The organism is Ruegeria sp. HKCCD7251, from assembly GCF_013031165.1.
Classification (GTDB): Bacteria; Pseudomonadota; Alphaproteobacteria; order Rhodobacterales; family Rhodobacteraceae; genus Ruegeria.
On sequence record NZ_WPZC01000002.1, the window covers coordinates 470,197 to 489,334 of the forward strand.

Here is a 19,138-nt window from a genome sequence, read left to right on the forward strand (position 1 = left end):
AGGCGTCCTTTATTGTTCGGGCTTACCCAACGATCACCCCGCCTTGGCGAGGTTCCGCAGAACATATTGCAGCACACCGCCGTTTTCGATGTATTCGATCTCGGGCGCGGTATCGATGCGGCACTTCAGAGTGATGGTTTTCTCGGTGCTGTCACCGTAGACGATTGTGCAGGGCACCTCTTGCAGGGGCTCGACCGCATCCAATCCTTCAATCGAAACAGTCTCGTCGCCCTTCAGGCCCAGCGTCTTGCGGGTGTCACCGCCGGTGAATTCGAACGGGATCACGCCCATTCCAACAAGGTTCGAACGGTGAATGCGCTCAAAGCTTTCGGCAATTACGGCCTTGACGCCCAGCAATGCTGTTCCTTTGGCGGCCCAATCCCGCGAAGAACCCGCGCCATATTGTTCACCGCCAAAGACAACCAGCGGGGTGCCTTGTTCTTGATAAGCCATCGATGCCTCGTAGACCGAGGTTTGCTGCCCATCGGGGCCTTTGGTGTAGCCGCCTTCAACACCATCTAACATCTCATTCTTGACGCGGATGTTGGCGAAGGTGCCACGCATCATGATCTCGTGGTTGCCGCGGCGCGACCCGTAAGAATTGAACTCGCGCGGCTGAACCTGCCGGTCGATCAGATACTTTCCAGCCGGCGTAGTCGTCGCAAACGACCCAGCGGGTGAGATATGGTCGGTGGTGATCATGTCACCCAGGATCAGCAGAACCTTGGCTCCTTCGATATTCGAGATGGTGCCCGGCTCAGCGCCCATGCCCTGGAAATAGGGTGGGTTCTGGATGTAGGTCGACGCGGGTGGCCAGTCATAAGTTTCCTGCTGCGGAACCTCGACGCTCTGCCATTTCTCGTCGCCCTTGAAAACGTCGGCGTATTTTGACTGGAACGCTTCGCGCGTCACTGTCTGTTCAACCAGTTCGGCAATCTCTTGGGTCGACGGCCAGATATCCTTCATGAAGACATCGTTGCCATTCATGTCCTGGCCAATCGGTTCCGACGTCAGGTCAATGTCCAGAGTGCCGGCAAGTGCGTAGACCACGACCAGCGGCGGCGAGGCTAGATAGTTGGCGCGCACATCGGGCGAAATGCGGCCTTCAAAGTTGCGATTGCCCGACAGAACCGAAGTGGCGACCAGATCGCCCTCGGCGATGGCTTCCGAGATCTCTTTCTGGATTGGACCTGAGTTACCGATGCATGTGGTACAGCCATAACCAACAAGGTTGAATCCGATCTTGTCCAGATCTTTCTGAAGACCCGCGGCCTCCAGATAGGCGGAGACGACCTGCGACCCCGGCGCCAGTGAGGTTTTGACCCACGGCTTGCGATCCAAACCCAATGCCGCTGCTTTGCGTGCCACAAGCCCCGCGCCGATCATCACGTAGGGGTTCGACGTGTTGGTGCAAGAAGTGATCGAGGCGATCACGACCTTGCCCGATTCCATGCCATAGTTTTCACCTTTGACCTCGACCTGCTTGCCCATCGGGCGCTTGAATGTCTCGGCCATCTCTTTGGTGAACGCGGCCTTCGCATCCGTCAACGCCACATAGTCCTGAGGACGTTTCGGACCCGAGATCGCGGGGACAATAGTCCCCATATCCAGCGAGAGGGTGTCGGTATAGATCGGCGTATAATCCGCGCCGCGCCAGAACCCGTTTTCCTTGGCATAGGCTTCGACCAGCGCAATACGATCCTCGTCGCGACCGGTATTACGCATGTAGCGCAGCGTTTCGCCGTCGATTGGGAAGAAGCCGCAGGTTGCACCGTATTCCGGGGCCATGTTCGCAATGGTCGCTCGGTCGGCCAGCGGCAGACAGTCCAGACCCTCGCCGTAGAACTCGACGAATTTGCCTACCACGCCTTTCTCGCGCAGCATTTCAACCACTTTCAGCACCAGATCAGTTCCGGTTGTGCCTTCAACCATCTCACCGGTCAGTTCAAAGCCCACAACCTCGGGGATCAGCATCGAGATCGGCTGACCCAGCATCGCAGCCTCGGCCTCGATCCCGCCACCGCCCCAGCCCAGAACGGCCATACCGTTGACCATGGTGGTGTGGCTGTCGGTGCCAACCAGCGTGTCAGGGTAGGCGACTTCGTTGCCGTCCTGATCGGTGTCGGTCCAGACGGTTTGGGCCAGATATTCCAGGTTCACCTGATGGCAGATACCGGTTCCGGGGGGCACAACGCGGAAGTTGTTAAAGGCATTCTGGCCCCACTTCAGGAACTGATAGCGTTCCATGTTGCGCTCATACTCGCGGTCCACGTTCATCTGGAACGCGCGCGGGTTGCCGAACTCATCAATCATGACCGAGTGGTCGATGACCAGATCAACCGGGTTCAGCGGGTTGATCTTTTGCGCGTCGCCGCCCAAGCCCTTGATGCCATCGCGCATCGCGGCCAGATCAACCACCGCCGGAACGCCGGTGAAATCCTGCATCAGCACGCGGGCCGGGCGATAGGCGATCTCACGCGGGTTCTGACCGCCATTCGCGCCCCATTCGGCAAAGGCTTTGATGTCGTCGACGGACACGGAAAACCCGTCATCCTCGAACCGCAGCATATTCTCTAGCACCACTTTCAGCGCGGCTGGCAATTTGGAAAAGTCACCCAGACCGGCATCCTGCGCCGCGGGGATAGAATAATAAGAGATGGACTTGCCATTCACGTTCAGGCTGCGACGTGTCTTGGCGGTATCCTGTCCGACTTTGATGGGCATAATTTTGGCCTCCCTCTCAAATGACTTGGATTTTGGGACTCGCTGATGGTTATCTGCATTACCACAGCGCGCGGTTCAAGGTTCTAGGCGCTCAACCCCCTGCTTTTTGTATACCATTGCACACATTTTTCCCCGGCGCCTTTGTCCAGACTCTCAAGAAACCTTGATTGGAGGTTGAACGGCGATCCGTTTAAACCGACTGGGCACCGTACAAAATCTTGAGACCCAAATGTCCAGAATCGCTCAGTTGACTGCGTTCGTTTCCCTGCTTTTGGCTACGTCAGCCGCTGCTGAAAGTGATCCTGTCGTGGTCGAGTTGTTTACATCTCAGGGGTGTTCGTCGTGTCCGCCTGCGGATCGGATCATGCACGATCTTGCAAGCCGAGAGGATGTTATCGGCCTGGCCTTGCACGTGGATTACTGGGACTACATTGGTTGGAAAGACGAATACGCCGACCCCGGTCATACAACACGGCAGAGAGCCTATGCCCGCGAGGGCGGTCGGACAATGATCTATACGCCGCAGATGGTGGTCAATGGCCAGCAGGACGTCGTTGGCGCGCAATCTCGTGAATTGGACAAACTGATTGATGCGCATTTGAAGGCAGCGCCCGAGGCATCTGTAACGGCGAAACATGCAGGGGATCAGGTGACAATCGACGTGACCCCGGTTGATGTGCCAAAGGGCGCGCTGTTTGACGTTCGGGTTGTCCAGTATTCGCCGATGCGCCACGCGTCGATACGGCGCGGTGAGTTGGCCGGGCATGAACTGGATTACGCAAACGTGGTCGAAAGCTGGCAGATCGCCGGTCAGTGGACCGGCGATGCCCCGCAAGAGTTTTCCGTCTCATTAGTATCCGACCTGCCAGCCGTTGTTCTTGTTCAGAAGGTGGGGCACGGCCCCATCATTGCCGCTGCTCGGGTGGAATGATCAGGGCATGTCTTGGGGTTGAACCCCAAGCCCGTTCCATGGTTTCCAGCGTCGGTGAATCCAGAACCACTGTCCCATGTGCTGTCTGACTACGGATTCCAGATCGTCATTGGTGTACTGAGTCATCGTTTTGGCATCGGTGTGTGGCACCGGATCGTGGAGCACAATTTCAAAATCCAGCCCATTTTCTTGCCGCACGGCGTAACAGGGGATCATGACTGCCTTGTACTTCATCGCAAGTTCCGCGTTCAGCACTGATGTGACTGCGGGTTTGCCAAAGAACATCAGTTCCTCTCCGCCATGGGCATGGAGATCGGAAACGATCGCGATGATCTCACCCTTTTTCAACGAGCGCACCATTTCAACCATGCCACGGCGTCCTTGTTCGAACATCGGAGCTCCGGTTTTGTAGAAGGCATCCACATACATGTCGTTGAAATAGGGGTTCGCCATACGGCGGTACAGGCAACCAATTGCTTTTCCGCTTCGTGCCTGTAGTGCAACGCGCGCTGCAAGATAGTGCCCGAAATGCGCCGTGATCATCATGATCGGCTTTCCCTCGGCAATGGCTGCATCAAATGCCTCGACCCCGGGGCCCGAGATTTTTGCAGTGCGCTGACGCTCAGTAAACCCTTCGGGCGAAAAATGCTCCATGATCGCCCGGCCCGCATTGTCGGGAACGGCACGGCAAATACGCGCCACTTCGGCTTCGGAAAGCTCGGGGCAGGTCAGGTTCAGGTTGTTGCGGACCCGTTTCGAGAAGCCCACTACAGGGGCAAGACCGCGCACAATAGCACCCATCGTAGCGATGCGCCGTTCATAAGGCAAAAGCCGCATGGTTCCCACGACGCCCTTGAGAAACAGGCCTGTCAGGTAGTATTTGCCAAGCTCAAAGCGGCTGAGTTCAGACTTTTCAACGGGCATCAGGGGGTCTCGGCGACTATTTGAAATTGCCGGGTCAGACATACAAGCCGGAACCCGTAACCACAAGCATTCAACGCAGAGCCAGTGGTTTGCGCAGTTGCGTCGGCCTATTCTTCTTTCTCTTCCTCGATCAATGTGATGGTTTCGGCTTCCACCAAGGCCCGAACGGCGCCAACGATTTGTGCCATGGCGTCTTCGGCCTCGGCCTGTTTGACCTTGCCGCGTTCGCCGATTTCGTCGCGCAGATTTTCAGCCATGCGCGACGACATGTTGGACAACATAAAATCCACAGCAGCCTTGTCCCCGTCGGTTTCTGCGCCTGCGAGGGCTGTGACCAATACGGGCTGGTCCACCCCTCGTAAAACAGCGGGTACATCCCGAGGCATCAGGCGCGCAGGGATATGCGCGAAGGTAAAGATCGACTGTCTTACGATAATGGCAAAATCCGAATCCTCTTCGTCCAGCGCGACAAGCAATCCGTCTCGCATTGCGGCGGCAGATTGGTTCAAGATGGCGCCTACGCGTTCCCCGGGCCCGTCAGCGAAGGCTGTGGCAGGGCGCTGATCGAGCTGCGCCGCAAGAGACCACCCGATCTGTTCAACGGCCTCGGGGGTGACATTGGCGGTTTTTGAAATGGCATAGGTAATACGTCGCGCGACCGGACCCGGAAGTTGCCCCAGAAGCTGCGCGGCCTTTGCTGTTTCAAGTTTTGACAGCATGACAGCGGCGATTTCGGTGCTTTCCGCTTGAACCATCTCTGCCAATTCCTCGGGCGGGATCTGGCGCAGGCGTTCCCATGGATCACCAACCTGACGCACACCTGCGACCTTGCGCAGGCGCGCTGCCGTTGTCGGTGCAATTTTCCCGTTCACCGCGTCCAGTGCACCCGCAAGCCCATGCGGAAAAGACAGGCCGACGCTTTCCAAAGCCTCAGCAAACTCTTGCGCGACCGCGTCAAGTGTTACGCGGTCCACCAAGCCCATCTGGCCAAGTTGGTGGGTCAGCGTTTCCTGCAACGCATCCGGAAGCTCTTCCAGGGGTATATCCGCGCCATCGTTCAACAAAAGGCGCACGACGACCGCAGCCTTTTGCCTGTAGCTGAGCTTGCGTGGAACTACACGCGGCGTTTCGTGGTTTTGTTCGGGCAACGGGGCGTTTGCGCCCGATGCCACCTGTACCAAAGTATTCGCGTCCTGCATCTGCCCGCGGTGCCACTCTTTTGTTCCGCAGTCAGGTTAGCGAGAGTCGGGTAAAGAAAGACTGAACCTCAGTAGCTATATGTCAGGCCTGTGCGGATCGCTTCGCGCAGCGACGCTTCGGCCCATGTACCTTCGCCGCCGCGTGCTTTGATTTCACGCCACTGCTCGATCGCGAGGTCGGTTTTTCCTTCTGAAACAAAACCCTGTGCCATGTAGGACCGGGCCAGCAGGTTGTCCGGGTTCGCCTGAATCGCGTTGGTGTAGAAAGCATTCGCCAACTCTAGTTCGCCTATCTTACGGTAGGTGAAGCCCCAGTATGTCATCACGCGATCATCGTTCTGATCCATGACCTGCAGAATGCTTTGCGCATTCTCAAACTGCCCGTCATAAGCCAGTTCGCGAACGGCCTCATAAAGTTCGTCTTGGGTGAAGTTTGTTTTGTCAGGCTTGACGCAGCGACCGCGTTCTTTGTCAAAAACGCGTCCGAACAGGCATTTCTTGGTGGTGTTCGTCGGCTTGGGAGGGCTTGCGCTGTCCCCGCCTGCTGCGTGCAACGCAGGTGCGAATGCGAATGCCTGAAGGACAATAGCTGAAGCGAATACGATGCGCATTTTCCTACTCCGTTATCTGGGCCGTTCTGACCAAACTAGCGCGTTCTGGCGAAAAGCTACCAGCAGTTCGCTCGCTTTTATTCACAAGTAGGAAAGATATTCTCAGCTATTCACAATTTTTGCGCAACTATGGCTATCGGCGTCCCAATAGGTGCCGGGCGCACAGGATTGCGTTTGCTTTGAATGGCCGCTGCAGGCCAACGCGGCGGAAGTTGTGCAAGAAAGTGCAAGTGCGCAAAGAAGGATGCGGATCATCTTTGGGTCTCCTGTTCGGAAATACACCGACATGTTACCCGAAAATGAACGTTCTGGCAAAAAGAACGGCCCGGACCTGATCTTGAGGTCCGGGCCGTTTTCGCTGTTTGAATAGGCTTACTTATTCTCCAAAAACACGGGCGAAGATCGTATCGACGTGCTTTGTGTGGTAGCCGAGGTCGAATTTCTCTTCGATTTCATCAGTGCTCAGGGCGGCGGTAACGTCGGCATCCCCAAGAAGCTCGGTTTTGAAGTCCTTGCCTTCTTCCCAGACCTTCATCGCGTTGCGCTGTACCAGACGATAGGCGTCTTCGCGGCTGACGCCAGCTTGGGTCAGGGCAAGAAGCACGCGCTGGCTCATGACCAGACCACGGAACTTGTTCATGTTGGCCAGCATGTTTTCGGGGTAGACGACGAGTTTGTCGACCACGCTGGTCAGACGCGACAGGGCAAAGTCCAGCGTAACGGTGGCATCAGGGCCGATGTTGCGCTCGACCGAGCTGTGCGAGATATCACGCTCGTGCCAGAGGGCCACGTTTTCCATTGCGGGTACTACGGCCATACGAACCAGTCGGGCCAGACCAGTCAGGTTTTCGGTCAGAACCGGGTTGCGCTTGTGCGGCATCGCGGACGAGCCTTTTTGACCTTTCGAAAAGAACTCTTCGGCCTCCAGAACCTCGGTCCGCTGCATGTGGCGGACTTCGATGGCGATGTTTTCAATGCTGCTGGCGATGACGCCCAGCGTTGCAAAGAAGGCTGCGTGGCGGTCGCGGGGGATAACCTGCGTGCTGATCGGCTCGGGCACCAGACCCAGTTGATCGCAGACATGTTCTTCGACGCGCGGGTCGATATTGGCGAATGTACCGACCGCGCCACTGATCGCGCCGGTGGCGATCTCGGCACGCGCGTCGCGCATACGGGACAGGTTGCGGTCCATCTCAGCATAGAAACGCGCAAAGGTCAGGCCCATAGTTGTGGGTTCGGCGTGGATGCCGTGGCTGCGGCCAATACGAACAGTTTCCTTATGCTCGTAAGCGCGGCGTTTCAGGGCAGCCAGCAGACCTTCGAGATCAGCGATCAGGATATCTGCCGCGCGGGTAAGCTGTACGTTGAAGCAGGTATCCAGCACATCCGAAGACGTCATGCCCTGATGCACAAAGCGGGCCTCTTCGCTGCCCACATGCTCGGCCAGGTGGGTCAGGAATGCGATGACGTCGTGCTTGGTGACGGCCTCGATCTCGTCAATGCGGGCCACGTCGAATTCCACGTCCTTGGCTTTCCACACAGCATCGGCGTTTTCGCGCGGGATCACGCCCAGATCGGCCATGGCTTCGCAGGCATGGGCTTCGATTTCGTACCAGATACGGAACTTGGTCTCGGGCGACCAGATGGCGACCATCTCGGGGCGGGAATAGCGGGGAATCATTGGCGGCAGCACCTTTTTGTGATTGGGATGAGGCGTTGGCGCGGGGTTTAGCCGTGCAGGTCTGTGGGAACAAGGTACGAGTGCAGGTATGAGACGGTTTGCCCTGATTTTGTTGCTCTGGCCTAGTATTTTGGCCGCAGAGGAGTTCCGCGCGCTGATTGGAGATGAGATTCTGGAGGCTTTGACCGGCCATAAGCTTGGCTACGGCAAAGGCATCTGGCAGACATTCGACGCATCTGGGGTGACAAACTACTTCTCAGGCGGTCCAAGCGCGGGGCGTTGGGTTGTGCGGGGGGACCAATACTGCTCGGTCTGGCCCCCGTCAGAGCTTTGGGCTTGCTATGACGTGCACCGTTCGGGGCGTATCATTCGGTTTGTCGACAGCAATGGCGAGCTAACAGACGGAACTTACGCTAAATGACCGTGCCGCAAAGCCTTTCGGACTTTGAGGGCCGCTGGAGCCTGACCCGTGTCATTCGCGATGCCAGGGCAGGGCACGTCGTGCGCGCAGACGGAACAGCAATCCTGAGCTGGTCCGACGATGGGCTGGTCTATGATGAAGACGTTACTTTGCGCCTTACGGGGCAACCAGCTATGAAGGGAACGCGTCGCTATCTTTGGCGTGATGGCGGCGATGGTATTGCCGTGCATTTCGAAGACGGCCGCTTTTTTCACACGCTAAAGCTGGGAAAGACGTTTGCGTCGGATCACCATGACTGCCCGCCGGACAGCTATGATGCAGAGTACGATTTCTCGAACTGGCCGCATTGGACGGTGCGGTGGATCGTGTCCGGACCTCGGAAATCCTATGAAATGGACACGGAATTTATGCTGCGGTAGCGTAATCATCTTGCAGAATTAGCTACGACAGGGCATTGCTGTCGCAGAATTTCGGTCCGAATTGGGAGAAGTGAAGATGAATGCAAATGTTCTGGCCAACGCGATTGGTCCGCGCGAGGGAACAGCGCTGCGCGTCAAGCAGGTTGTTCTGGTTGCGCTGGGCATCGTTGCCCTGGCCGTTGCCGCGAAAATCAAAGTACCGATGTGGCCTGTGCCGATCACGATGGGTACCTTTGCTGTTTTGACCATCGGCACCGCCTATGGCGCCCGTTTGGGTCTGGTGACGATGCTGGGTTACCTGCTGGTTGGGGCGCTGGGCTTTGACGTTTTCGCCGGGTCTTCGGCTGAAAAATTCGGTCTGACTTACATGATGGGTGGCACTGGCGGCTATCTGGTGGGTTACCTGATGGCGACCGTCCTGCTGGGCGCTCTGGCTGCGCGCGGCTGGGACCGTTCGGTTGGCAAGCTGGCGCTGGCACTGGTTCTGGCCAACGTCCTGATCTATGTCCCCGGCCTGCTGTGGCTGGGTCAGCTTTATGGCTGGGACAAGCCAATCCTGGAATGGGGTCTGACACCGTTCCTGGTGGGTGACGCGATCAAGCTGGCTTTGGCTGCGCTGTTGATCCCTGGCCTGTGGAAGCTGGTCGGCGACGCCCGCACCTGATCCACGGCATATTCGCAATGAATGAACCCGCGCCGGGAAGACCCGGCGCGGGTTTTTTGTTGCATTCAGATACTGGACAAGTCGCACCGCCACAGTTCAGTTTAAATTGACTGAAACAAAAGGTTTTTGAGACATGCATATTCGATTGGCTGCCGTCTTGCCCACGTGCGCGGCATTGCTGTTGGGCGGTGCTCCGGCTGTTGCGGATACTCCGATCACTTACACAGACCAAGGGCGTGCCCTGTTCAGCTTTGCAGTCCCTGATTTCTGGGCGGTCCGTACCGGCGGCCCGCGCGAGATTGAGGATACCGAACTGGGCGACCCGCGCGCCGTTGCGCGCGTGATTGGCGTTCGCCCCGTGACCGATGACGGCGCGTGGATGGGGTTTGTTTCGCCTGCCGGTGTCGCCTCAATCAACGGAGGGCTTCGTTACCTGCAGGATATAGACAAGTTCCTTGTAAAAGACCCCGACGTTTCCGAGACCGTCACTACGCAGATCGGTGGTTTGCCTGCCCGAGTGATCCGAGGGACAGGCACGCGCGAGGGGCGTGGCGTGAACTTTACCGCTACCGTGATTGACCTGCCGCGCGACCGTGTCGCGGTGATCATAGCCGTACTGCGCGACGGCGCTGATCCGGCCTATGTGGACGATCTGAACGCTGTGTTCGCATCGTTCCGGTCCGCGCAGTAGGGAGGCTTAGATGACACATAAACTGTTGAAACGGTCTATTCTGGCGCTGGGTCTTGGTGCTGCAAGTTTTACCTTGTCGGCTTGTGATGGCGTGACGGTCGGGGTTGGGTACGGGTACGATCCGTTCTACGACTCGATGCTGTGGAACGACTATTATCACGACGTGGACATCGACATTGACGTAGACCGCCCAGGTCGTCCACGTCCGCCCGTGGCCAAACCACCAGCACGTCCCAAACCGCCCGTGGCCAAGCCGCCCGCACGCCCCAGACCTCCCGTGGCCAAACCACCGGCGCGTCCGCGCCCGCCTGTCGCGCGCCCACCTGCGGCGCGACCGCCAATTTACCGTCCGGCCCCGCGGCGCTGAGTTCGTCAGGTCAGGAGCTCGGTTGTGATCTGAGCTGAGCCCTCAAGTGTCCTGTGTACAGGGCACTTGTCGGCAATCTCTAGCAGGCGCGCGCGTTGGGTTTCGTCAAGCGGACCTTCCAGACGGATTTTCCGCCGAAACAGGTCGACTTTGCCGTCACTGACCAGACCAGCGTCCTGTGCGTGAACCTTGTCGTGGCAGACGTCTACAGTGATGCCGGTCAGCGGCCAGCCCTTGCGCCGCGCATACATGCGGATCGTCATCGAGGTGCAGGCCCCTAACCCTGACGACACAAAGCCGTAGGGCGACATGCCCTGATCGGTGCCTCCGTACGAGGCGGGCTCGTCGGCTACGGCGTGATGCCGGGGGCCGGACTGGATATCCTGCAGAAACCCCGCAGGATCAGCCTCGGTCACGCGCACGACACCTTCGGGCGCGCCCGGCGGAGGGGCTGGCGGACACAGAGGAACATAACGTGTGACCCATGCCGCGATTACGTCAGCGGCATATTCAGCATCCGCTGCTCGTGTGATCAGGTGATCCGCATCGTCCAGCGTCACAAAGCTTTTGGGATGTTTGGCTGCTAGAAAGATCGTGCTGGCGTTGTCTACACTGACCGTTTCATCCAACGGGGCGTGCAAAACCAAAAGCGCGGCTTTCAGATTAGCAATGGCAGGTGTCAAAGCGGATTCCGAGATGTCGTCTACGAAGGTTTTGCCAATACGGAAAGGGCGCCCGCCCAGCGTGACCTCGGCAGAGCCTTGCTGTTGAATCTCGGGTAGGGCGTTTTCAAAGTGGTGCGACACATGCCCCGGATCGGCCGGGGCACCCAGTGTTGCGATGGCTTTGACGGTGGGAATGCCCGCGCGCGCGCGCAATACGGCTGCGCCCCCCAGCGAATGACCAATCAACAACGACGGAGCCATGTTGCGCCCGGCCAGATACTGGGCTGCGGCGATCAGGTCCTCGACATTCGACGTGAAAGTGGTGTTTGCAAACTCGCCTTCCGAATGGCCAAGGCCGGTAAAGTCGAAACGCAGAACGGCAATACCCATACCCGCCAAGCGCGCCGCAATCCGGCGGGCCGCAGGAATATCCTTGGAACAGGTAAAACAATGCGCGAACAAGGCTGTTGCCAGAACTGGTCCGTCCGGAAGATCAAGGCGAGCCGCCAGCTGGTTGCCGTCGTGACCGGCGAATGTGATGCGTTCCGTAGGCATGGCGGCTCCTTTCACTTCTTGATGCCGTCAATATTGTGGTCAACAAGTAGGCTGCTCAACCCCTATGTAGGAAGCGTCACGGGAAGGTGAGCCGACAGTGGGAGGTCGGGGACGCCTGATGTTGGGGAGTAAATTAAAGTATCAATGTTTGTGATGTTGACGCGAATAAATATTCGTTTTTAAAATTGATCTCTCACCCTCATCTTTTGCCTGTCATTAGTTTGCAGCCAAGGAGGGTATCATGGCGCATATCATCACAGCATCACGCGGATTTGCCCCGCGTCCTGACATTCTGATCGCGATTGTCCTGACCGGGATTATCGGCTTCGCTGCCGGTCAGTATTCGTCGCAACCTTTGGTGACCCCGTCGGTTGGCACGGAAGTCGAAGACTGGCACGGCAATGTGCGGCGTTCAAACTGGCCCGGCTAAGGGGTCAGCTTTGTCCCATCAGCATCGGATCGAACGGGTAGGTGGTGAGGTTTTCGTACCCATCCTCGGTGATCAAAACCTGATCTTCGAGTTTGATTGAAAAGTCACCACCAACCTCTCCGACTGCGGCTTCGACGCATAGCACCATGCCGGGTTCCAGTGGGTAATCATAAGCGCCTTCCACCGCCTTGTCCGGGTAAGCAACCAGCGGCCATTCATCACACAGTCCGACCCCGTGCATCAGGCAGCCATATTTCTGAGCCTGAAATTTGTCGTCCAACCTGTGGGTGTTGGCGGTCAGGTCGGGGATCATCACGCCGGGTTTCAGCATCTCCATGTTGGTCATGATGTGCTCGTGCGCGTGCTGCATGGCATAGACCATATCGGCCCGAGGTTTCTTGTCCCCAACCCACCAAGTGCGCGAGATGTCGATGCAGATGCCGTAAGATCCAATCAGGTCGGTATCAAAGGCGATGATTTCGTTCTTTTGCGTGATCCGAGGCCCGCATTCCTGAAACCACGGGTTCGTGCGTTGCCCCGAGGCCAACAGGCGGGTTTCAATCCATTCACCGCCACGTCGGATGTTTTCCGCGTGCAGAATGGCCCAAATATCATCCTCGGACGTCTTTCCATCGCCCACATTGGCGCGGGCGAACTTCTCCATCTCGGCCACGGCGGTTTGGCAGGCATGGTTGGCGCAGCGCATGGCCAGTATTTCATCAGGGCCTTTGATCGCGCGGGTTTTCTCGGTGACCTCTTCGCCCTCCGTGATCTCGAACCCTTGTGCCTCAAGCGCGCGCAGGCCGTGCAGCATGATCTTGTCGACTGCCAGCCGCTTGTTGCCGCCGCCATGCTCTTCGATCAACACACGTACTTCGTTTGAAAACACATCTGCTGCGATATCAACCTTGTCGCCTCGGTCGAAGTAGAACAGATCAGCACCGGATCGTTGCTCGCGCACCAGCGGGTTGAACGTCGAAAGGAACGGTGAATTTTTGTAGTCCCAGATCACCATGTAGCCATCGGCGCACAGCAGAACCGCGCGGAACGGGTTATGGGTGTTCCAAAGTTGCATGTTCGTGCTGTCGGTCGCATAGCGGATGTTGAGGGGGTCAAACATCAGCAAACCGCCATACCCCCGGTCCACGATTGCCTGCGTCAAACGTTTCCACCGAAACTCTCGCATCTGGCTCAGGTTGGGTAGGCTCAGGCCCGCTGCCTCCCACTCGGCGAAGGCGAGTTGGGTGGGGCCGATCTCGATCCGGTCCAAATCGTTCGGGGTGCCGTCCCCAAGAGTGGCTCCTTTTGTCGGGTCGATCTTGCGGTTGTCCCGATAGTGTTCGTTCATGTTGGGCCTCCCTGCTTGTTCGTAAACCGTGGAGAAACATTACTGTCTCGTCTGGAAAAAATGCGACGACCTGTTCGTCGCTTTTTGACCGACAGGAAGGGCTTCTGGTGATAGGTGAATCTCATGACGATCATACTGCAAAACTCGATCCCTTATGACCCGCTGACCCCCCGGCCTTTGCCGGGCATTCAGCCAACGTCGCTGGACACTTGGCTGTACCGCGATGACGCCTTTGCCGCCCAGATGCAGCACCGGGAAGCCCTGCTAAGGGAAAGGCGCGACGATGTTCTGGCGCTGGATACTTCCGCCGAACCCGCAGCGCAGGAGGTTCTGGACCTCGTGCTGCAACACGCCTATCCGGGGTGTTCGGATCACGTCGTTAGACCGGATGGCAAAGAGGTGTCGGTCGACCATAAAAATCCGATGGATACTTTGTGCCGCCTGGTTCAAGAGGACATCTGCATTCTGCAAAAACATGGGGATGAGCATGTACTGACGGGTGCAATTCTGTGTTTTCCTGCCAGTTGGCGCTTGTCCGAAAAGTTCATGCGCCCCTTGGTCGATATCCACGTGCCGGTTGCGAGTTATGACGAGAATATCGCGCGTCGTGTCCAGCGTTTGTTCGACGGGATTCAACCTGACCGTCCGCTCTGGCGGTTCAATGCGTTGTGGTATGAGGATGCCGAGCTGCACCAACCCCGAAGTGAAAACGCACAGCGCGAAACAACGACGCCCGGCGACGCCCGGTATTTACGCAGTGAACGGCAAACCCTATTGCGACTGCCCAAGACCCGAGCGGTGGTGTTTTCAATTCATACCTATGTTCTGGAGGCAAGCAGCCTGCCAAAAATGGAAAACCCCGCCTGATGGCGGGGCCTCCTAGGAGGGTCTTGGGAGTGTGAACTACATGCCCAAGGCGCTGGCAACGCCGGCGAACGCACCGCTTGTGCTGAGAGCGGATATCGCGACCGTATAGGCAAGTACCTGCGTGTTCAGACGAAAGTCTTCGCCCCTGATCAGGTTCACAGCGGCCATGGACGCCGCAATCGGGACCGACACACTAGCCACGGCACCCGTGAGACCCCAGCTTGTAAGCCGGAGGATATCACTGGGTTGGTCGTGGTCGAGGGGGGGCGTGTCGTCCCGATCTGATGACTGCTCGGTTGTTTCTGTTTCTGTCCGAAAAGCGATGCTGAGCAACTGCTCATCCGACAACTGGATCGGCCGGGCTGCTGGTTTCAGCGCCGTTTTTTGTGGCTCGTCCAGGACTTCTTCATTAATTTTCTGCCCCGCGAAAGGGCCGGAAACTGCCTCGAAAATCTGTTTTCTATTCCGCTTTTTTGCGGGCGGTAGAGTGTCAAAGGCACTCAGGAACTGTTCGATTGTCAGTACGGTATTGGGTGTTAGCCATTCAACCCGCTGTGTCGCACAAATGTCGACCATACGGTACAGGATCACAACCAGCATAAGCTCGGAGATCTCACTGTCGTCCAACAGGGCGGATACCGGGCTGATCGTGATTGTAAGCCGGTTTTCAGGCAGCGTTACAGCGGGTCTTTCAATGGTTTTCAAACCCGCCGCACGATCCATACGTTCAAAGCGGTCTTCGGTCTGAACAACCTGCGTGTCCAAAGTCATGCGCACGAGGTATTGGCTGGATACGATGCTGGCCTCGGTTGTGTCCCGAACGGTCTTGCGCTCGACCAGATGACCGTAGTCTTCCAGCGTGGCCGCGACGATTGCTGCGAACCGCTCGATCGCGCCATCGGTATTACCGTTGAATTGCAGACCGCCATGGTAGCTGTGCTTCGGTGTCACTGCTTTTTCCTTTGTCGCATCCCGTCGTGCAAACAAATTTACCAAGCGATATTGGGCAGATTTAGGCGAAAATGGAAAAAAATCAGAAAACGCCAAGATTGATTACGCTCTGGAAACCTAGGCATTTTAGGGGCCTTTTAATGTATATGGCAGCAATGTGGCGGAATTGAGGAGGTCTGGCTTGAAATTGTGGCGCCTTCAGCCGTCGATTCGGGCGGCCATGATCGCAATAGATTGCTGATACACAGTGGCCGCGTTCCACTGTTGAATGACGGCAAAATTAGGTTGTCCGGGCTGATAGCCCCGGCCAGGTTTCCAACCCTTCTTGCGCAAAAAATTGGCGGTTGAGGCCAATGCGTCAGTCATATTGTAGAAATCGACCTTGCCGTCGCCTGTGGCGTCGACCCCATATGTCAGAGCGTTACCGGGCAGGAACTGCGTGTGCCCCAATTCGCCATGTTTCGCCCCCTGTGTCGCTGTCGTAATGCTGCCTTGATCGACCAGTTTAAGGGCGCCGATGGCATGAGGGACAAAGAACTCGGATCGGCGACAATCATAGGCAAGCGTCGTTATTGCTGACACTACCTGACTGTCCCCCATAAAGTTGCCAAAGCCGGTTTCCATACCGTGGATCGCGATCAGTACACCCGCCGGCACCCCGTATTGCCGCTCAAGAGCTGCATAAAACTGTGGGTTGCGGGCTTTGCGTTTGCGGCCTTGTGCGACGATCGCACTTGCGCCGCGCACCTGCATGAACTTGTCCAGCGAGTACTTAAAGCTCTTTTGGTTGCGATCAGCAGCGATGGTGCGCGTCGCGTAAGTTGTCTGGGATAAGGCTTGCAGCCCCCGCTTTTTCACTCCGGCGCGTTTGGCTGTCCGGGCAAAGTCGGACTTCCACGCCTCAAAACCTGCGCCGGTATTTCCGCAGGGCGCTGCTGCGCCAATCGTTGGAAGCGACATGGCAAGGATGAAGGCTAATCGAAGCACGGTCAAAATCCGGTCGGCTGAAATACTGTATCCAAGCCTATGCCGTATTCCCCGATGCGCAAAGAAGTTTAATACAGGTCCAGTTCGCCTGTTCCCTTCAGGCTTTCAAACCACTCATCAGGCGTTTTGTTGATTTTGGCATGTTTGACCATCATCGCGTTCATGTTTGGCAGATCCGACGAGTCCGGCCAAGCGTCCGGCTGCCAGATGCCTGATCGGATGACGCATTTGGGGCAATGGGCAAAAACGGTCTGAACCTGAATCAGCAGGGCGAGTTTGGGAGGGTGATCCTGCACCGCCATTTTACGTAGCAACGCAGGGTCCGCGCAAATACGGGCTGCGCCGCGGATACGCAGTGTCTCCATCTTGCCAGGAATAAACAAAATCAGGCTGACGCGGGGGTCTTTCAGAACATTGTGAAACGTATCCACGCGTTTGTTGCCGGGGCGGTCGGGAATTGCGATCAAACTGTCCGACAACACGTGAACAAAACCTGCCGGATCGCCGCGCGGTGAAACATCCAAATGTCCGTCGGGGTTGGCCGAGGCGATCACGCAGAAGGAAGACTTGGCGATAAAGTCACGGCACATCTGATCCAGCGCAGGCAGCTCTTTGGCGATAACCTGAGGCAGAGGAGCGCCGGTTATCTGCTCTAACTCTTCGGTGGTGGTCACGAAGTCTGAAAATTCAGTGTCCATGCGATCTCCTCCTGTCGTCCCAGTCTGGAAGATCGCCCCAAATGAAACAAGGGCGCCCGAACGGACGCCCTTGTAGATGTAAACCCAATCCGGATCAGCAGCTATAGTACATGCCGTATTCTACCGGGTGCGGGGTGTGCTCGTAGGTTTCGACCTCTTCCATCTTCAGTGCGATGTAGCCGTCGATCTGGTCTTTGGTGAACACGTCGCCCTGCAGCAGGAAGTCGTGATCGGATGCCAGAGCTTCCAGAGCCTCACGCAGCGAACCGCAAACGGTCGGGATGTCGGCCAGTTCTTCGGCAGGCAGATCGTACAGGTTCTTGTCCATGGCTTCGCCCGGATCGATCTTGTTCTTGATGCCGTCCAGACCAGCCATCAGCAGCGCAGCAAACGCCAGGTAGGGGTTCGCGGCTGGGTCGGGGAAGCGGGCCTCGACGCGCTTGGCTTTCGGGCTTTCGGTCCACGGAATACGGACACAACCCGAACGGTTACGGGCCGAGTAGGCGCGCAGAACGGGGGCCTCAAAGCCCGGGATCAGACGCTTGTAGCTGTTGGTCGACGGGTTGGTGAAGGCGTTCAGCGTCTTCGCGTGCTTCAGGATGCCGCCGATGAAGTAGATCGCTTCGTCTGACAGGTCGGCATATTTGTCGCCAGCGAACAGCGGTTTGCCGTCTTTCCAGATCGACATGTTCACGTGCATACCGGTGCCGTTGTCCCCTGCAATCGGCTTCGGCATGAAGGTGGCCGATTTGCCGTAGGCATGTGCAACGTTGTGGATGACGTATTTGTACTTCTGCAGCTCGTCGGCCTGTTTGGTCAGGCTGTCAAAGATCAGGCCCAGTTCGTGCTGACAGGACGCAACTTCGTGGTGGTGCTTGTCGACTTTCATGCCCAGACGTTTCATGGTCGACAGCATTTCCGAACGCAGGTCCTGCGCTTCGTCAACCGGGTTCACCGGGAAGTAGCCACCCTTGACGCCCGGACGGTGGCCCATGTTGCCCATCTCGTACTCGGTGTCGGTGTTCCACGACGCGTCGGTTGCATCAACTTCGTAGGATACCTTGTTGATGCTGTTCGAGAAACGGACGTCGTCAAACAGGAAGAATTCAGCTTCGGGGCCCATGTAAGCCACATCGCCGATACCCGAAGATTTCAAATAAGCTTCGGCTTTCTGGGCGGTGCCGCGCGGGTCACGCTCATAGGCTTCGCCAGTGTCGGGCTCAACAATCGAGCAGTGCAGGCAGATGGTCTTTTCCGCGTAGAACGGATCGACATAGGCGCTTTCCGTGTCGGGCATCAGTTTCATGTCTGATGCTTCGATCGACTTCCAGCCAGCGATCGACGAACCGTCGAACATGAAGCCTTCTTCCAGGAAGTCTTCGTCAACCTGATCGGACATGATGGTGACGTGCTGAAGCTTGCCGCGCGGGTCGGTAAAGCGGATGTCGACGTATTCTGCGTCTTCATCACGGATCAGCTGAAGAACTGCGTCCTTGCTCATACTTTCTATTCCTCTGATTTGAGTGCGTTCGATTACAGTGCTTCCGAGCCGGTCTCACCGGTCCGAATGCGAATGGCTTGTTCAACGGGCGAGACAAAGATCTTGCCGTCGCCGATCTTGTCGGTCTTAGCGGCTGAGACGATGGCGTCGATGGCAGCATCGACCTGATCGTCGTCCAAAACGACTTCGACCTTCACCTTGGGCAGAAAGTCGACCACATATTCCGCACCGCGATACAGTTCGGTGTGGCCTTTCTGACGACCAAACCCTTTCACCTCGATCACGCTGAGGCCCTGGACGCCGACGTCCTGCAAGGCCTCTTTCACTTCATCGAGTTTGAACGGTTTGATGATCGCTTCGATCTTCTTCATCCCGGGCTCCCTTTAACTCTTGTCAGACTGGGACTGACCACGTCTAAGATCGGTCGGCAATCTGATTGCGTAATTGCCCCTGTTTGGGTGAAGAGAAAATAGTACGCCGGTTAAATTTTGATCGATTTGCACA

Annotated in this window: 20 protein-coding genes; 8 read left to right on the forward strand and 12 right to left on the reverse strand. The window is 57.1% G+C overall.

What is annotated here, in order from left to right; translation table 11 throughout:
- Positions 1 to 33 precede the first annotated feature (33 nt).
- Complete coding sequence (acnA, locus tag GOX75_RS08475; protein ID WP_171122143.1) at positions 34 to 2,724, reverse strand: aconitate hydratase AcnA; 2,691 nt, start codon at positions 2,722 to 2,724, stop codon at positions 34 to 36.
- Positions 2,725 to 2,953: 229 nt separating this feature from the next.
- On the opposite strand from acnA, the gene GOX75_RS08480 reads away from it, so the two are divergent.
- Positions 2,954 to 3,655 carry a thioredoxin family protein gene (locus GOX75_RS08480; RefSeq protein WP_171122144.1) on the forward strand — a complete coding sequence of 234 codons (702 nt, stop codon included), beginning with the start codon at positions 2,954 to 2,956 and terminating at the stop codon, positions 3,653 to 3,655.
- Here GOX75_RS08480 and GOX75_RS08485 read toward each other — a convergent pair whose 3' ends face one another.
- The 4 genes from GOX75_RS08485 to purB form a co-directional block, all read right to left on the reverse strand.
- The gene (locus GOX75_RS08485; protein WP_171122145.1) at positions 3,656 to 4,579 is read right to left on the reverse strand and encodes a lysophospholipid acyltransferase family protein; all 924 of its coding nucleotides are present in this window, start codon (positions 4,577 to 4,579) and stop codon (positions 3,656 to 3,658) included.
- Between the two features lie 107 nt (positions 4,580 to 4,686).
- Complete coding sequence (locus GOX75_RS08490) at positions 4,687 to 5,778, reverse strand: flagellar motor switch protein FliG (RefSeq protein WP_171122146.1); 1,092 nt, start codon at positions 5,776 to 5,778, stop codon at positions 4,687 to 4,689.
- 68 nt (positions 5,779 to 5,846) lie between these two features.
- Positions 5,847 to 6,389 carry a hypothetical protein gene (locus GOX75_RS08495; RefSeq protein ID WP_171122147.1) on the reverse strand — a complete coding sequence of 181 codons (543 nt, stop codon included), beginning with the start codon at positions 6,387 to 6,389 and terminating at the stop codon, positions 5,847 to 5,849.
- A 376-nt stretch (positions 6,390 to 6,765) separates the two neighbouring features.
- Positions 6,766 to 8,070: an adenylosuccinate lyase gene (gene purB, locus GOX75_RS08500; protein ID WP_171122148.1), complete on the reverse strand. Its 1,305-nt coding sequence runs from the start codon at positions 8,068 to 8,070 to the stop codon at positions 6,766 to 6,768.
- 88 nt (positions 8,071 to 8,158) lie between these two features.
- On the opposite strand from purB, the gene GOX75_RS08505 reads away from it, so the two are divergent.
- From GOX75_RS08505 to GOX75_RS08525, 5 genes are all read left to right on the forward strand, one after another.
- A complete protein-coding gene (locus tag GOX75_RS08505; RefSeq protein WP_171122149.1) occupies positions 8,159 to 8,491 on the forward strand; it encodes a hypothetical protein in 333 nt (110 codons plus the stop codon).
- Complete coding sequence (locus GOX75_RS08510) at positions 8,488 to 8,910, forward strand: DUF6314 family protein (protein ID WP_171122150.1); 423 nt, start codon at positions 8,488 to 8,490, stop codon at positions 8,908 to 8,910. The genes GOX75_RS08505 and GOX75_RS08510 overlap by 4 nt, the downstream gene beginning before the upstream one ends.
- 76 nt (positions 8,911 to 8,986) lie before the next feature.
- Positions 8,987 to 9,574 carry a biotin transporter BioY gene (locus tag GOX75_RS08515; RefSeq protein ID WP_171122151.1) on the forward strand — a complete coding sequence of 196 codons (588 nt, stop codon included), beginning with the start codon at positions 8,987 to 8,989 and terminating at the stop codon, positions 9,572 to 9,574.
- Positions 9,575 to 9,707: 133 nt separating this feature from the next.
- Positions 9,708 to 10,265 (forward strand): hypothetical protein, encoded by a 558-nt coding sequence (locus GOX75_RS08520; protein ID WP_171122152.1) that lies wholly within the window; start codon positions 9,708 to 9,710, stop codon positions 10,263 to 10,265.
- A gap of 10 nt (positions 10,266 to 10,275) precedes the next feature.
- Positions 10,276 to 10,632 carry a hypothetical protein gene (locus GOX75_RS08525; RefSeq protein WP_171122153.1) on the forward strand — a complete coding sequence of 119 codons (357 nt, stop codon included), beginning with the start codon at positions 10,276 to 10,278 and terminating at the stop codon, positions 10,630 to 10,632.
- A gap of 5 nt (positions 10,633 to 10,637) precedes the next feature.
- On the opposite strand, the gene GOX75_RS08530 is transcribed toward GOX75_RS08525, so the two are convergent.
- Positions 10,638 to 11,852: a bifunctional alpha/beta hydrolase/OsmC family protein gene (locus tag GOX75_RS08530; RefSeq protein WP_171122154.1), complete on the reverse strand. Its 1,215-nt coding sequence runs from the start codon at positions 11,850 to 11,852 to the stop codon at positions 10,638 to 10,640.
- Positions 11,853 to 12,093: 241 nt separating this feature from the next.
- On the opposite strand from GOX75_RS08530, the gene GOX75_RS08535 reads away from it, so the two are divergent.
- Positions 12,094 to 12,282 carry a hypothetical protein gene (locus GOX75_RS08535; RefSeq protein ID WP_171122155.1) on the forward strand — a complete coding sequence of 63 codons (189 nt, stop codon included), beginning with the start codon at positions 12,094 to 12,096 and terminating at the stop codon, positions 12,280 to 12,282.
- A gap of 4 nt (positions 12,283 to 12,286) precedes the next feature.
- On the opposite strand, the gene dddP is transcribed toward GOX75_RS08535, so the two are convergent.
- Entirely contained in the window at positions 12,287 to 13,630 is a 1,344-nt protein-coding gene (gene dddP, locus GOX75_RS08540; protein ID WP_171122156.1) for a dimethylsulfonioproprionate lyase DddP, read from the reverse strand.
- Between the two features lie 123 nt (positions 13,631 to 13,753).
- On the opposite strand from dddP, the gene GOX75_RS08545 reads away from it, so the two are divergent.
- Positions 13,754 to 14,497: a DUF3445 domain-containing protein gene (locus tag GOX75_RS08545; RefSeq protein WP_171122157.1), complete on the forward strand. Its 744-nt coding sequence runs from the start codon at positions 13,754 to 13,756 to the stop codon at positions 14,495 to 14,497.
- A gap of 36 nt (positions 14,498 to 14,533) precedes the next feature.
- Here GOX75_RS08545 and GOX75_RS08550 read toward each other — a convergent pair whose 3' ends face one another.
- From GOX75_RS08550 to GOX75_RS08570, 5 genes are all read right to left on the reverse strand, one after another.
- Positions 14,534 to 15,448, reverse strand: a complete 915-nt coding sequence (locus GOX75_RS08550) for a hypothetical protein (protein ID WP_371808144.1) — start codon at positions 15,446 to 15,448, stop codon at positions 14,534 to 14,536.
- A gap of 198 nt (positions 15,449 to 15,646) precedes the next feature.
- Positions 15,647 to 16,408 carry a lytic transglycosylase domain-containing protein gene (locus GOX75_RS08555; protein WP_171122354.1) on the reverse strand — a complete coding sequence of 254 codons (762 nt, stop codon included), beginning with the start codon at positions 16,406 to 16,408 and terminating at the stop codon, positions 15,647 to 15,649.
- Positions 16,409 to 16,503: 95 nt separating this feature from the next.
- Complete coding sequence (locus GOX75_RS08560; protein ID WP_171122159.1) at positions 16,504 to 17,133, reverse strand: MSMEG_1061 family FMN-dependent PPOX-type flavoprotein; 630 nt, start codon at positions 17,131 to 17,133, stop codon at positions 16,504 to 16,506.
- Positions 17,134 to 17,227: 94 nt separating this feature from the next.
- Positions 17,228 to 18,634 (reverse strand): type I glutamate--ammonia ligase, encoded by a 1,407-nt coding sequence (gene glnA / locus GOX75_RS08565; RefSeq protein WP_171122160.1) that lies wholly within the window; start codon positions 18,632 to 18,634, stop codon positions 17,228 to 17,230.
- 32 nt (positions 18,635 to 18,666) lie between these two features.
- Complete coding sequence (locus tag GOX75_RS08570) at positions 18,667 to 19,005, reverse strand: P-II family nitrogen regulator (RefSeq protein WP_170354532.1); 339 nt, start codon at positions 19,003 to 19,005, stop codon at positions 18,667 to 18,669.
- Positions 19,006 to 19,138 lie beyond the last annotated feature (133 nt).

What these genes read in the sequence shown, in the direction of transcription:
- acnA (WP_171122143.1), bottom strand. Translation starts at nt 2,724, where the DNA reads ATGCCCATCAAAGTCGGACAGGATACCGCCAAGACACGTCGCAGCCTG.
- GOX75_RS08480 (WP_171122144.1), top strand. Translation starts at nt 2,954, where the DNA reads ATGTCCAGAATCGCTCAGTTGACTGCGTTCGTTTCCCTGCTTTTGGCT.
- GOX75_RS08485 (WP_171122145.1), bottom strand. Translation starts at nt 4,579, where the DNA reads ATGCCCGTTGAAAAGTCTGAACTCAGCCGCTTTGAGCTTGGCAAATAC.
- GOX75_RS08490 (WP_171122146.1), bottom strand. Translation starts at nt 5,778, where the DNA reads ATGCAGGACGCGAATACTTTGGTACAGGTGGCATCGGGCGCAAACGCC.
- GOX75_RS08495 (WP_171122147.1), bottom strand. Translation starts at nt 6,389, where the DNA reads ATGCGCATCGTATTCGCTTCAGCTATTGTCCTTCAGGCATTCGCATTC.
- purB (WP_171122148.1), bottom strand. Translation starts at nt 8,070, where the DNA reads ATGATTCCCCGCTATTCCCGCCCCGAGATGGTCGCCATCTGGTCGCCC.
- GOX75_RS08505 (WP_171122149.1), top strand. Translation starts at nt 8,159, where the DNA reads ATGAGACGGTTTGCCCTGATTTTGTTGCTCTGGCCTAGTATTTTGGCC.
- GOX75_RS08510 (WP_171122150.1), top strand. Translation starts at nt 8,488, where the DNA reads ATGACCGTGCCGCAAAGCCTTTCGGACTTTGAGGGCCGCTGGAGCCTG.
- GOX75_RS08515 (WP_171122151.1), top strand. Translation starts at nt 8,987, where the DNA reads ATGAATGCAAATGTTCTGGCCAACGCGATTGGTCCGCGCGAGGGAACA.
- GOX75_RS08520 (WP_171122152.1), top strand. Translation starts at nt 9,708, where the DNA reads ATGCATATTCGATTGGCTGCCGTCTTGCCCACGTGCGCGGCATTGCTG.
- GOX75_RS08525 (WP_171122153.1), top strand. Translation starts at nt 10,276, where the DNA reads ATGACACATAAACTGTTGAAACGGTCTATTCTGGCGCTGGGTCTTGGT.
- GOX75_RS08530 (WP_171122154.1), bottom strand. Translation starts at nt 11,852, where the DNA reads ATGCCTACGGAACGCATCACATTCGCCGGTCACGACGGCAACCAGCTG.
- GOX75_RS08535 (WP_171122155.1), top strand. Translation starts at nt 12,094, where the DNA reads ATGGCGCATATCATCACAGCATCACGCGGATTTGCCCCGCGTCCTGAC.
- dddP (WP_171122156.1), bottom strand. Translation starts at nt 13,630, where the DNA reads ATGAACGAACACTATCGGGACAACCGCAAGATCGACCCGACAAAAGGA.
- GOX75_RS08545 (WP_171122157.1), top strand. Translation starts at nt 13,754, where the DNA reads ATGACGATCATACTGCAAAACTCGATCCCTTATGACCCGCTGACCCCC.
- GOX75_RS08555 (WP_171122354.1), bottom strand. Translation starts at nt 16,408, where the DNA reads ATGTCGCTTCCAACGATTGGCGCAGCAGCGCCCTGCGGAAATACCGGC.
- GOX75_RS08560 (WP_171122159.1), bottom strand. Translation starts at nt 17,133, where the DNA reads ATGGACACTGAATTTTCAGACTTCGTGACCACCACCGAAGAGTTAGAG.
- glnA (WP_171122160.1), bottom strand. Translation starts at nt 18,634, where the DNA reads ATGAGCAAGGACGCAGTTCTTCAGCTGATCCGTGATGAAGACGCAGAA.
- GOX75_RS08570 (WP_170354532.1), bottom strand. Translation starts at nt 19,005, where the DNA reads ATGAAGAAGATCGAAGCGATCATCAAACCGTTCAAACTCGATGAAGTG.